We start from the raw sequence: 13,770 nt of genomic DNA on the forward strand, positions 1-13,770 counted from the left end.
GTGAACAGCAGCGGGAACACACTGACCAAGACCGAGTTCGATCCGTTGGGCGCGGCGGCGGAAGTGCAGGATTTGACGAATGACAACATCAATGACGCCGAACTGGTCTTCAATAAATTCGGCGCGAGCAATCAGGCCCTTGGCTCAGGCTGTTATCTGGACGGCTTTGAAACAACCTGTGATTCGGTGATGAGCCTAATTACGGCGGACGCGGTCGAACCACAAGCGGTGGCTGATGCCCGCGCCTTGGCGAAGCGGCGTCCGCAAGACCTCAAGCGGCTGCTGGCCAATCGGCAACCGGATCAACCGCTGTTCATACCGCTTGGGTCGGCAGGCTATCTGACAATCCGCGATGTCTATGGTGAAGGGATTCTGAATATTACCGGCGGCGAGTCGCGTGGAAGCGGGAATTGGGGGCCGGTGGTGGAGTGGGTGCCTGGTACCTTTGGGTTTGGGTTGCAAGGCGGTGGGCAAAAAGGTGGCGGGCAGCAAGGCGGCACACCACCTGCCTCCCTAAGGCGTCCCGATCCATGCATTACGGCAACCGCGATACTTCAAGATGAAGACATGCAAGCTGCCATGGTAAAGGCTTGGGAGAATACTAAGAAAGAAAATGCAGAATTTGGGGGGTGGCTGGTTTGGGATAGCAACAAAAAGCAAGCATACGCTTATCTTTCGCCATACAAAGGGATAACGTTGAAAGGTAACAACACAACATATGCACCTAACACCAAATATTGGGAGGAAGGGTATAACTGGAAATTATACGCGAGTAACATGCCCCATCTATCTCGAATTATCGATTTTCACACCCACCCTACGGGTGCTGAGGCTTCTGACCTCGATACCTTTTCTTTGAGAGCTAGCGGGCGGCAATTGGGAATTGTAGTCCAGGGTGTTAATAAATGGGGTCTTTACACCGGAAAGTCTGGAGAGGCCCCGAGTGACAAATTACTGAACACTTGCCTACCGCTCAGGTAACAAGCAGCGACGACTCTCACTTGCACCGCGCGCTGATCTAGTGGCGAGGGCTTCAGGCTATCACTTTGACCAGGGGAGCACCGTCTCTCCACCGAAATTATCTTGCTTGGGGTTTGGTGCCTTCACATACAATGACAGGGCGTTTGGTTAACCAAATAACACCAGGCTTTTCAGGGAATACTTATGACTGCAAAGGGTTCAATTCAAAATGGCTTCGTGGTGACATTCGTATTGTGTCTGGAGGTTACTGCGTTTTCGCTAGTTTTCCAATCTTGCTCACTTAACAAAAAGAGTCCTAACAAAAACACCTGGCCAATGGCTTCGGTCGCTCAAGCAGTAACTACAGGGCAAGAAAATTGGAACATTGGAAACATCTTCTTGCCATCAGTTAATAAGCATCTTAAGAAATTAGGGATTGAGACACTTAAAGATGTGAAAATGATTGAAGAATCAAAAGAAATTCGCTTTTGGGTTGGCTTTTCTTATAACGGTTTTACCGGGCTGATACTTAAAGGCCAAGCAAACGAATGGTCTGCAACGTACATTCCCGCTAGTAATTCGGCAACCTCTTCTCCTGCTCCTCGCCGATTGCCCTCACCACGAAATGGCTGGGATAAGTTGTTAAGCGAAATAGAGGCATTGGGTGCTTACACACTTCCAGGTGAACCTGACCCGCTTCCCGAGAGATTGGGAATTAAGGATGGCCTCGCTGCAGTAGTTGAGATAAAAACGCCAGCTTTGTATAGGGCGTATTTGTACGCGGGACTTCACTATTATGAAGAGCAAGACGTTAAGAAAATGGAGAAGATAATAAACTTGTTGTCAGAAGAGTTCAAAGTGAACTTGTATTAACAGTCTCATTCTGTTGATCGCGAGACGATTTGCGCCGCAATCTGACGTAACGCCTCACAGTGGTAGAAGAATAGCTTCGAACTCAAGCAACGGGAAGAAATAGCACTGAACTCCAGCGGTCAGGCGCTCGGTTCGGGCTGCTATCTGGACGGCTTTGAAACAACCTGTGATCTGGTGCTGGGGCTGCTGCACGCTGACGCAGCCGAACCGCAAGCGGTCGCCGACTTACGCCGCGCCCTGGCGAAGAAACGCCCGCAGGATGGCAAACCGAACCGGCCCAATCAACAACCGGATCAGCCCATCTTCCTGCCGCTGGGATTGCTGGGCTATGCGCAAGTAACGCTGGTCTATGGCAAAGGGGTGCTACAGCTGGCGGGTGGCGAGTCGCGTGGAAGCGGGAATTGGGGGCCGGTGGTGGAGTGGGTGCCTGGTGCATTTGGGTTTGGGTTGCAAGGTGGCGGGCGGCAAGAAGTGCCAACAATTCGCGGGACAACTGATAAAGGGAAAATAAAGGATTTCAACAATGCCATCGCCGAAGCAACATCTCGCCTAAACAGCGATGATTGCGCAAAATTATTTGGCGGAAAAGATGCTGCATTAGGGGCACTTTATGGCGCTAGATATAGCTATCAAGACCTTAGCCAAGCAACACAAGATCCAAACACTGGTGCTGTCAGCGCAGTAGGTGCTGCGACCTATCGGAATACGAACCCACCGGCTGTTTACATTAATAACTACGGTCCATTTCGTAACACTTCCGTACTTGTACGTGGATCAAGCGGTGTAAAGAGTCACACATTTGACTTTGGAACAGGTTTGCGCGGCGCGCAATTCGGAGCATTGCTCTTGCTGCATGAGCTAGGACACTTGGTTGGGATATTCGGCTCCGATGCTGGGGACTCGAAGTTAAACCGTGGTTACACACAACAAGTGCAGGATGCATGTTTTCCAAAGAAGCAATAGGAGGCGCGATGGTTTTATCACTTAATGCAATAACGATGCTGTTATCTGTGTTGGTCACATTCATTTCACTGACACCGCCCTATACCTATAATGAGATGTGGAAAACATCTGGTGATGAACAAAATGAGCATCCGCAGGCATTATTAGAGCTCACAACAGACATCGTCAATCAACGTTACTGTAAGAACAGGGAAGGTGGATATAACACCCTGAAAATGAGCCTACGGCTACGCTACAAAAATATTAGCCAGCAACCTGTTATTCTCTACAAAGGGAATAGCGAAGTGTATCGAGAGGTGGTTAGCCTCAGCGCCCAAGGCACGATGAAGCGGCCTTACATATTAGACTTATCCCTTATGGCAGGTACGGAGAAAACTCCTGAGATTGCCGATGGCACCGTTCCTGACAAACACTTTGTTATTTTGCCGCCTGGGGCTACTTTTGAGACAAGAGCTAGCACAGGTGGGGTTCTTTTCTTGAAAAAGCAGGATGGCGAAAATTCTGATGATGCGCTAGGCACAGGTGAATACATGCTACAGATTAGCGTCTCTACATTTCCATACACCCAAACTGTTGCTGAAAACTTGCGTAATCGTTGGAAGGAAAGCGGCATTTTGTGGTCAGGTAGCCTTACCTCTACACCGATGCCTTTCAAGGTTGAGAGAAGTCGTAAGCTTGCGGACTGCAAACTCTAAGTTTCAGGAGACTACCTGAATACGCAGCTTTGTAGGTAAGCACTGAAGTCAACAACAGCGGCAATACGCTAACCAAGACCGAGTTCGATCCGTTGGGCGCGGCGGTGGTAGCACCGACGCAAACGACGCGTTGGCAAAACGGTCGTTGGGAGTTTTTCAGGGCCTACGCTGATGGCTCTGGCTGGCTAGCTGGTGGAGCGAATCCACCAAATTGGGGGACTGGCGGAGCGTACACCAGTAATCATCCAGAGATGCGGATGGGAGGGCTGCCAAGTTTCACTGGGGCAAACTACGAACTTGCCTCTTTGGGGATGTCCAGTTGGCTGCGAGGGCAAGGAACGGGGCGACCAATTGGCGGGCAGCAAGGTGGTGAACAGCAGAAGCAGCCGTGTGATGCGCAGGCTCCAACCGATCCCAATATATACGCTGGTGTTGTTACGGCTATGCATGAGCACACAGCATTCCAATATGCGAATGGAGATCACAGAGAATTTACCAACGCAGCAAGAGTAAACTTAGGAACGGAAGGGGACCCAGCACGCGCTGCTTCAGCAGCCTATCGCACGGGAGATGTAATCAATTTCCAGACACTAATGATGGAGGCAGCAGCTTTTGCCACTGCAATCCATAACTCCTTTGCGGCAATGCAAAGCAATGAACGACAACACAGCCGTGAGTGGCCGACCTGGGAAGCCTATCTGAGAAATTCTGGCCGATTTGGTGGTGACCGTGACTGGGAGCGCGGGCGTAGAAACTTGGGCACCGCTCTTACATCATCGGCGGATAGCGTTGATTGCGCCTACTTAAAAGGGGTGACAGCTATCTTTTCAAGCGTGTATAGCGATGGGCAGCAATCGCTATTTTATCGCAGCAACACAGTCAGCGGCTGGCTAGGTGTCTTCCAACCGCCATTTAGTCGAGGCGGAAACTTCTTTTTGCGCGCGCCTTCCGGCACGCGTATTGGGGATCATGATTTCATCCCTTAACAATCCCAACCACCAAGGTGTCTGGTTATGAAAATAATTGAGTTCTCGCTGTCTAGCTTAGTGATTCTAGCTTTGACAGTTTCATGTAAAATTGTCTCTCTGACAAACTCAAAGGCATCAGACAAGATCAATGGCCACATTCAGGGCAGAGCTGGCAACAAATCCCTTGTTACTGAATTTCAGCAGATAGGCAGGGTGCCTGAAGGGCTGGAGCCAATCAGTAAAGTGAAACTATCTTTTGTGGAGGGGATGCATGGTTGGCTGGCAGATAATCGTAAATTATGGCTCACGCAAAACGGCGGGGTGAGTTGGACACTAATTTTCACCTCTGCCGCAAAGGATTCTTTGCTTGGATGTCAGTTGGTTAATCCTGATGAGGGCTGGCTGCATACGACAACTGGCTTTTATAAAACAGAGAACGCTGGTAATAACTGGGCGAAAGTTATTTTGCCGGACACAGACGCCACTGACAGTTTTTTCGATCTGAAGTTCTTTCCTGACGGAAAGCACGGCTTTATATCGGGGCACACAGTTGACAAAGAATTCCTTGATGAACCCTTAACAAACAACCTATCTTCACCTGACGGAAAACATGGCGTCAAACCTCTATTTTATGCTACTGAGAATGCTGGAAAATCTTGGCGCAGAATGGGGGTGGAAGATGCTGATTACGATTCGATAACAGAAATTTTTATTTTGGATAACTCCCGAGCCTGGGCCATAGCGATTAGAGGGCTCCTGTCTTATGACCTGTCTCTTTGGAAGTATGTAGAGTTTGACCTGCCAACTTGCGAACAGACAATTGACCCACTGACACTCCCTTATGGGAATCTAGCTGATCAATTAGGGCCAACGAGTCTTAGCTTCGCAGGAAAAACGCACGGTTGGATAGCTTTTAAGAACGGGCAACTTGCCAAAAGTGAAGACAGTGGCAAAAGTTGGTGCGTTATACCTCATTCAGTGACTGGCTGGCCGAAATTTTATCAAGCCACCTCAGGTCAAAGAGTTCATTTTGTGGATTCGCAAAGCGGCTGGTGGTGGGTTGAATACGCGCTCTATCACACCAAAGACGGCGGCAAAATCTGGTCATTGGTTAATGACAGTGTTGATGCCATATCCTTTGTTGGCGCTGATCAAATGCTCATACTTTCCGAGGGGCAACTATTTAAAGGCAACGCACGAAGACATTGAGTCACACTGCTGAACATTCCACGATATTTCAGTTCACAAACTAACACCCCACACATGAGTCCTAGAAAAGGGGAGAAACTGGGCCACAGAGCGAAAAGTCTTTCACGCTTCGTGTCTACTTTTCCATCTCTCCATTGCATTGCCCGCTTCTTGCCTTTTCAAACCTTGGCTTTTACACTCCCGCTTCGTTTCACACTCCTATTTCAACCGCAATCAAGAGGCACACATGAAGATTCACGAGTACCAAGGCAAAGCCTTGCTGAGCCGTTTCGATGTCAAAGTTCCGCGCAGCGCGGTCGCTAAAACGGTGGAAGAGGCCGAGGCCGCCGCGCAACAACTCGGTCTGCCGGTCGTCGTCAAAGCCCAGATTCACGCGGGCGGACGCGGCAAGGGCGGCGGCGTCAAGCTGGCGCGCACGATGGAAGACGTCAAAACCATCGCCGGGCAAATCCTGGGGATGAATCTGGTCACGCATCAGACCGGCCCCGAAGGCCGCATCGTGCATACGTTGTTGATTGAGGAAGGGCTGCGGATCAAGCAGGAATTTTATCTGGGCATGTTGCTGGATCGCGCGACGTCGAAGCTGGTGTTCATGGCTTCGTCGGCGGGCGGGATGGACATCGAAGAGGTCGCGGCGCACACGCCTGAAAAAATCCTGAAGGAATACATTGATCCGGCGGTCGGGATGCAGGCCTTTCAGGCGCGGCGGCTGGCGATTGGCCTCGGCCTCGCGCCCAAACTGATCGGCAAGGCGGCGCGGTTCATGCTGAATCTGTACAACGCCTATGTTGCGCTGGATGCTTCGTTGCTTGAAATCAATCCCTTCCTGTTGACCGAAGAAGGCGAGCTTTATGCGCTGGATGCCAAGGTCAATTTCGACGACAACGCGCTCTATCGCCACAAGGAATTCGAGGCGTTGCGCGATTTGAACGAAGAGGCACCGCTCGAAATCGAAGCGTCGAAACACGATCTCAACTACATCAAGCTGGACGGCAACATTGCCTGTATGGTCAATGGCGCGGGTTTGGCGATGGCGACGATGGACATCATCAAGCTGGCGGGCGGCGAACCGGCCAACTTCCTGGACGTGGGCGGCGGCGCTTCGCAGGAACGCGTCGAGAATGCATTTCGCATTCTGCTGGCCGATCCGGCGGTCAAGGCGGTGTTGGTCAACATCTTTGGCGGCATTGTGCGTTGCGACATGGTCGCGCGCGGTGTGGTCGAGGCGGCGCGCAACTTGGGCGTGCAAGTGCCCATCGTTGTCCGGCTAGAAGGCACCAATGTCGAAGAGGGCCAGCGCGTGTTGCAGGAATCCGGGATGAATTTTCTGGTCGCCAAAGGCATGCAGGATGCGGCACAGAAGGCTGTGGCCGCCGCAGGCAATTGAACTAGCAACACAGCAATCGTTTACGTTAAGAGGATGAACCGGAAGAACGCCGGTTCATCCTTTTTGCTTTCTGAAGCCCCTGCCTTGCGCTGCGCTCTTGTACATTTATAATCATCACCCAGAGCAAGAACAACGAACTTGCTTGCACCCGCTGGCAGCTTAGGCCGCGTATTTCAGGGCAAGATGATTACTTTAATTCAACATCCCAGTCGTAAACGCGCGCTCCTGGCTACGTTGTGCTTTTCCCTGTTCCTGCATTTCATCGGCACGCTGGCCGTCAAATATCTGCCGCTCTTCCGGCTGGTTTACAGCCTGCACGGCATCGAATTCGTCGAGCAGGATTTTGATAAGCGCATCCTGGTGACCTTTACCAAACGGCTCAGCTATCCGCCGGGGTACAGCGGCTTCCGTCCATCCAAAAAACAACTCACGCCTGAAGAGATCAAACGCCTGGAAGCGCGCCGCCAAGCGCTCGCCGCGCAACGCGAAGCCGCCGCCCGCCGGCGTCAGGAAGAAGAGGCCAAAGAGGCCGCCAAGGAAGCTGAGCTTGCGGCAAAACGCGAGGCCGAAGCCAAAGCGCAAACCATTGCCCAGGCCAGCGCCACGCCCACACCCTCGCCCACGCCGAAGTCGGAATATCCCGGCGGCTTTGGCAAGATCAACACTTCGCCGATCAAAGCCCAGGTGCAGCGCCTGTACGATGCCAAGCAGGAAGGCAAACTCGTGTTGCCGGAAGGCAAGCTGCGCGTGGGCGTCACGGGCACGATTCGCGCGGACGGCACGCTGGCCAATTACAAACTGATTATTCCTTCGGGGCTACCAGAAATTGACAAGGCGGCGTTGGCGATTCTGGATGCCGTCAGCGAAAGCCGCGCGCTGGGGCCGCTGCACGAGATTACTTCACTGAGCATGATCTTGAGCGTGGATGAGCGCGCCGAACTGAGCGTCGTGGGTTTTACCGCCAACGAACAGGCCGCCGCCAATATCGTCAACCTGGCCAATGCGGCGCTGCTTTACGCGCGCATCAAAAAAGCCGATGAACCGGCGGCGATGTTGATGATCAATCACCTGAAAGTTTCGCGCACCGGCCAGCGCGTGCAAGCGCTCATCAGCATGCCGCGCCAGAAAGCTTCGGATTCGCTGGCGCAGACGATGGCGAAGTAGGTGCCGACACTGTGCAGCAGGCTGCTAGCCTGTTGCGTCTCGATTAACTGCAACAACAGATAACGATGACTTTTTAATTGGAGGCTACCGCAGGCTGGCAGCCTGCGGCACATTTCTTATTGCCTTTGCCCTTGTAACCAGCAGCCCTTATCATTCGTCTCAGCAAGCGTCACACATTTCGTAACCACCACAACCGCATAACCATCGAAAGGATCACCCAATGCGCATCAACCGACGGGGTCTGTGTTTGCTGTCCTTCTTACTGGCCTTCAGTATCGGCGCCCTGGCGCAGACCAAGCTGACTTCGCCCAAAGAACATTTCGGCTTCAACATCGGCGACGATTACCAACTCGCCAACTACACGCAATACGAAGCCTATCTGAAAAAACTCGCGGCTGAATCCAACCGGCTGAAGCTCGTCGAGATGGGCAAATCCGCCGAGGGCCGCACGATGTATCTGGCGATCATCACCTCGCCTGAGAATCACAAAAACCTGAATAAGTACCGCGACATTTCCAAACGCCTCACGCTCGCCGAAGGGTTGAGCGACGCCGAAGCCAACCAACTCGCCAAAGAAGGCAAAGCCATCGTGTGGATTGACGGCGGCTTGCACGCGACCGAAGTTTTAGGCGCGCAGCAACTGATTGAAACCATCTGGATGCTGGTCAGCGGCAACGACGAAGAGACCTTGCGCTTCCTGAATGACGACATCGCGCTGGGTTGTCTGGTCAATCCTGATGGCATGGAGTTGGTCTCGGACTGGTACATGCGCGAGAGCGATCCGCTGAAACGCAGCACGGGCGGCATTCCGCGTCTTTATCAAAAATATATCGGCCACGATAACAACCGTGACTTTTATATGTCGGCGCAACCCGAATCGGAAAACATCAACCGCATCTTCTTCCACGAATGGTTTCCGCAGATCGTTTATAACCATCACCAAACCGGCCCCGTGGGGACCGTGATGTTTGCGCCGCCATTTCGCGACCCGTTCAACTTCAACTTCGATCCGCTCATCCCGATTGGCATTGATCTGGTCGGCGCCGCGATGCAATCGCGCTTCCTGGCCGAAAATAAACCCGGGGTGACGGTGCGTTCCGGCTCCAGCTATTCGACGTGGTGGAATGGCGGATTGCGCACGACGGTTTACTTTCACAACATGATCGGGCTACTGACCGAAACCATCGGCAATCCGACGCCGATGGAAATCCCCTTTGTCATCAGCAAGCAGTTGCCCAAAGCCGATCTGCCCTATCCCATCACGCCGCAAAAATGGCATTTCCGCCAATCCATCGAATACTCACTGACGGCCAACCGCGCCGTGCTCGACGTGGCCGCGCGTTACCGCGACACGCTGCTCTATCGCGCGTATCAGATGGGCAAAAATTCCATCGAACGCGGCAGCCAGGATCATTGGACAATCACGCCGACCGAAGTGGCCGAGGCCCAAGCCTCTCTTGCCAGAGACGCCGCCAAAGAGCGCGCCAACGATCAAGGTGGGCAAGCCGCTGACACGCCGCGCTTCGAGCGCGCCATCGGCTTTGAGCGCCCAGCCAACAAGAAGTATTTCGACGCTATGCGCACGCCGGACAAACGTGACCCACGCGGCTTCATCATCCCGGCGGATCAGGCTGACTTCCCGACCGCCCTCAAATTCGTCAACGCGCTGATCAAAACCGGCGTGACGATTCATCGCGCAACAGCCGGCTTCACGCTCGGCAGCAAGAGCTATCCGGCAGGTTCCATCGTCGTGAAAAGCGCGCAGGCTTTCCGTCCGCACGTGTTGGATATGTTCGAGCCGCAAGATCATCCGAACGATTTCGCCTACCCTGGCGGGCCGCCGCTGCCGCCGTATGATAGCGCGGGCTGGACGCTGGCCTATCAGATGGGCGTCAAATTTGACCGTGTACTCGAAGCCTTTGACGGCCCGTTTGAGAAAGTCACAGGCATGCTCAAACCCGCGCCGGGTAAAGTGACGGGCGTGGCAACGGCAGTCGGCTTTTACACCAGCCACGAGGTCAACGATTCGTTCATCGCCACCGCCAAACTGCTGGGCAGCGGCGAAGAGGTTTACTGGCTGAAACAGGCGCAAGGCAATCACCCCGCTGGCACGCTTTACATCCCGGCCAAAGCTGGCACACAGGCCAAGCTGCAAGCGCTGGCGACCGAACTCGGTTTGAACTTTGAGACCACAACTGCCAAGCCTGCGGGCGAGTTATTCAAACTGAAACAACCGCGCATCGGGTTGTTTGATCGTTACGGCGGATTGATGCCGTCGGGCTGGACGCGCTGGTTGTTGGAGCAGTTCCAGATTCCCTTCACCGTCGTCTATCCGCAAACGCTGGATGCGGGCGACCTCGCCAGCAAATTCGATGTGCTGATCTTCGTCACCGGCGCGATTCCCGGCCAAGGTGGCGGCGCCGGACGTGGTGGCGGCGGCGGTGGATTCGGTGGGGATGTCGAACCGGGCGGTGGCGGACCGAGTGGCCGAGCTGACAGCATTCCCGAAGAGTTTCGTGGCTGGCTCGGCAGCGTCACTGCCAACAAGACGATTCCGCAACTCAAAGCCTTCGTCGAAGCGGGCGGCGCGTTGCTCGCCATCGGCACTTCCACCTCAATGGGTTATCACGCAGGCCTGCCGCTGGCCAACGCGCTGATGGAAAAATCATCCGACGGCAGCGAACGCCCCTTGAGCCGCGAGAAGTTTTACGTGCCCGGCTCGCTCTTGCAAGCCAGCCTTGATACGTCGAATCCACTGGCCTATGGCATGCCGTCAAAAGTGGATGTCTATTTCGACAACAGCCCGGTCTTCCGCCTCAAACCCGAAGCCGCGTTGCAAGGCGTCAAACCGGTCGCTTGGTTCGCCAACGACAAACCGCTGCGCAGCGGCTGGGCCTGGGGCCAAAAGTATTTGCAAGACGGCGTCGCCGTCGTCGAGGCTCCGCTCGGCAAGGGCCACTTATTTCTTTTCGGCCCCGAAATCGCGTTCCGCGGCCAACCGCATGGAACGTTCAAATTCCTGTTCAATGGGATTTATTACGGGAAGGCCGAGACGGTGAAGTGGTAAAGCGTTGACAGCAAGGCCGTGCCAATTTGGAGTGCGACGCCTTGTGAGACTGCTGGCGAATTCAAAGCGGCAAGCTCCGGCAGAGGTAAGCTTGCCGGGGCAGGTGTTGAGAGTTCCGCCTTGAGGCGGTGAGGCGCGCAGCGCCAGAACTGACGCGCCGCTGGCGCGCTGACCGCCTCAAGGCGGAACTCTCAACACTGGCCTGCCGGAACAGCATTTGAATTCGCCAGCAGTCTCACAAGGCGTTGCACTCCAAAAGCTGTGTTTTCACTTCTGCCATTTCACTTCCAACACCGCGCGATCCCGCGTGCTGAAAAAACCGAAGATGTTCGTTTGTCTGCCGCCGAAAAAATCCGCGCCCAACCCCACGCTCCAATGATCGCCAAAGCTGCGCGTGAAGCGCGGACGAATCAGATATTGCCGCTGATTCAAGCCCGTCAGCACAAACAACTCCGGTTTGAACTTTTCGTGGAAGAAGTTGGTGCGCACGAAAAACGACGCCAGATGGTTGTAGCGCGGAAAGAGCAGTCGTTGCTGGGGCGCGGAAACGAACGAAAAAAAGTATTGCCCGCTCAACCACACCCATTCACGCGGCGAATAATCAACGCCGACCACGCTGGAAAATTGCCCGACCTTGCCGAAACCATCACGCAGCGGCTGGTCATTGACCGCGACCGCGCGGTTGCGATTCCAACCCGCTTCCAAGCGCAACACCACCGGGCCAAAGTTGTTTGCGCCCGTCAGGCCGAACACTTCTTTGCGGTCGTAACGCGGTTTGAAAATGACCGTTGGCAAAGGCTCGCCAGGTTTCTGCTCAAAACCGCCGACGTAATTGGTCGGCACATCTTCCCAGCCGTAAAAGTAATTGGCTGTCCAGTCCCAGCTTTTGATTGCCCGACTGAACCGCGCGCCGAATTGCGAGGAACGCAATTGATAGGCTGGCCGCGCACTCTTTTCCGCCCGTAGCGGCAATTGGGCGAGCGGCGAATCTTGCAAAGCCGCTTTGATCAAGCCCAGGCCGAAACTCTGGCCCGCGCCGAATTCGTCGCCTTCGACCGACAATCGGCCCGGCGCGAAGTAAGGCACCCAGAGCAATTGCAATGAGCCTTTTTCGACCGGCACATCCGCACGCGCCAACCACAACGGACGGCGCGAATCCAGAAAGTCTTCCAGAATGAACTCGCGATAATCGAGCGGGTTGATGACATCCAGCACACGCAAACCGTCAGCCTGTCCCCAGACGACTTGTTGCAAACCGAGCTTGAGATCAACCTTCCCGGCCTTGCCTTCGACAACGACTTGGCGCGGGTCGAGCCATAATTTGTTTGGATAGCCCAGCCGCTTGACCGGATCGTAATGCGCGTGCGTTTCCAACGTCAGCCGCCAGTCATCGCCGATTTTGTACACGCCTTTCGCGTCCAACTGCGTGCGCGACATTTGCAGTTGATGCGGCGCATTCAGCTTGAAGCCCGTGCGATTGCGGATGGTCAGTGACCAAATCCAGTTGGAAGGTTTGGGCGTTGGCTCAGGCGTCGGTGTGGGTTCTTGCGCAAAGGCTGGAAAAAGCAAAAAGCAAAAGGCAAAAGGCAAAAGGCAAAAGTGCGGAACTGTGTTGTTTAGAAAAGAAAGCGCCGCCCTTTTGATTTTTGCCTTTTGCCTTTTGCCTTTTGCCTTGAAAAGCATCCGCATCAAAACACGTCCGCCTTCTCCAGCGCCTGTTGCGTGAACATGTCTTCTTTCAACCCGCTGTTGAATTTGATCTCTTCCATCACCATCACGGAGCGCGTGCCGTCGGCGGGCGTGCTGACTTCGACCTGCTTGGCGACCCAGATGCCGCTGATCTTTTCCAGTTGACTGGCTTTCAGAATGCGCACGCGCTGCCCAGCCTTGTCGTACATTTCGACGAGTACAGTGTAGGGCACATCCACCGGCACCCACATATACACATAGCTGTATTGCGAGCGATCTTCGGCGACTGGGCGCGCCTCGATCTTGTAACACTTGCGGCCCTCAATCACTTCGCCCTGGCCGATGATTTTGTAGCTGTAATCGTCAAGCACACGCTCGGCCATGTCTTCGTTGGTGAAATCGGTACCGAGGAATTTGCGCGCACGCTCTTGCGGCGCAATGCGGCGCGTGCGCTGAATCGCTGGCGTGTAAAGCCATTGCCGGTCGCCAATGCCAGTTTGGTTGTAAGTCAGTAACCCAACGCCCCGCACTTCTGCCGGATCGGTGAAGCGGGCCAGCGTCTTGCTGTTGCCGAGCGTGCCGAGTTTGCGCAACGAGAACTTCTTGCTGCGCAGCGTGCCTTTCTTGTCGTAAACATCGAGGCGCGCACGCCAATAACTGTCGCGGCTGTTGTCCTGCCGGTAAACCGCGTCAATGATCTTGCGGGCGTCCTGGGCTTGCGCCGCCCCAAGGGCAACCGACAAAAGGCAAAGGGCAAGGGGCAAGGATGTATTCAGTCTCAACATTCAGCTTCTC

11 protein-coding genes are annotated in these 13,770 nt (G+C 54.2%); 9 read left to right on the forward strand and 2 right to left on the reverse strand.

Features of this window, described 5'->3' with window-relative positions:
- From HY011_29795 to HY011_29835, 9 genes are all read left to right on the forward strand, one after another.
- Positions 1-981, forward strand: a 981-nt coding sequence (locus tag HY011_29795; GenBank protein ID MBI3427143.1) for a hypothetical protein, incomplete at its 5' end; no start/stop codon positions are given.
- Between the two features lie 183 nt (positions 982-1,164).
- A complete protein-coding gene (locus HY011_29800; GenBank protein MBI3427144.1) occupies positions 1,165-1,833 on the forward strand; it encodes a hypothetical protein in 669 nt (222 codons plus the stop codon).
- A 174-nt stretch (positions 1,834-2,007) separates the two neighbouring features.
- Entirely contained in the window at positions 2,008-2,796 is a 789-nt protein-coding gene (locus HY011_29805) for a hypothetical protein (protein MBI3427145.1), read from the forward strand.
- Entirely contained in the window at positions 2,775-3,491 is a 717-nt protein-coding gene (locus HY011_29810) for a hypothetical protein (protein MBI3427146.1), read from the forward strand. The genes HY011_29805 and HY011_29810 overlap by 22 nt, the downstream gene beginning before the upstream one ends.
- Before the next feature lie 257 nt (positions 3,492-3,748).
- On the forward strand, positions 3,749-4,477 hold the full coding sequence (locus HY011_29815) for a hypothetical protein (protein ID MBI3427147.1): 729 nt from the start codon (positions 3,749-3,751) through the stop codon (positions 4,475-4,477).
- A gap of 27 nt (positions 4,478-4,504) precedes the next feature.
- Positions 4,505-5,668 (forward strand): hypothetical protein, encoded by a 1,164-nt coding sequence (locus HY011_29820; GenBank protein MBI3427148.1) that lies wholly within the window; start codon positions 4,505-4,507, stop codon positions 5,666-5,668.
- 226 nt (positions 5,669-5,894) lie between these two features.
- Positions 5,895-7,055 carry an ADP-forming succinate--CoA ligase subunit beta gene (sucC, locus tag HY011_29825; protein MBI3427149.1) on the forward strand — a complete coding sequence of 387 codons (1,161 nt, stop codon included), beginning with the start codon at positions 5,895-5,897 and terminating at the stop codon, positions 7,053-7,055.
- A 183-nt stretch (positions 7,056-7,238) separates the two neighbouring features.
- The gene (locus tag HY011_29830; GenBank protein ID MBI3427150.1) at positions 7,239-8,219 is read left to right on the forward strand and encodes a hypothetical protein; all 981 of its coding nucleotides are present in this window, start codon (positions 7,239-7,241) and stop codon (positions 8,217-8,219) included.
- Between the two features lie 220 nt (positions 8,220-8,439).
- Positions 8,440-11,286, forward strand: a complete 2,847-nt coding sequence (locus tag HY011_29835) for a peptidase (GenBank protein ID MBI3427151.1) — start codon at positions 8,440-8,442, stop codon at positions 11,284-11,286.
- Positions 11,287-11,553: 267 nt separating this feature from the next.
- On the opposite strand, the gene HY011_29840 is transcribed toward HY011_29835, so the two are convergent.
- Both HY011_29840 and HY011_29845 read right to left on the reverse strand, forming a co-directional pair.
- Positions 11,554-12,855, reverse strand: a complete 1,302-nt coding sequence (locus tag HY011_29840; GenBank protein ID MBI3427152.1) for a hypothetical protein — start codon at positions 12,853-12,855, stop codon at positions 11,554-11,556.
- A gap of 119 nt (positions 12,856-12,974) precedes the next feature.
- The gene (locus tag HY011_29845) at positions 12,975-13,760 is read right to left on the reverse strand and encodes an outer membrane lipoprotein-sorting protein (protein MBI3427153.1); all 786 of its coding nucleotides are present in this window, start codon (positions 13,758-13,760) and stop codon (positions 12,975-12,977) included.
- Positions 13,761-13,770: the final 10 nt, after the last annotated feature.

It is taken from the genome of Acidobacteriota bacterium (assembly GCA_016196035.1).
Taxonomy (GTDB): Bacteria; Acidobacteriota; Blastocatellia; order RBC074; family RBC074; genus JACPYM01.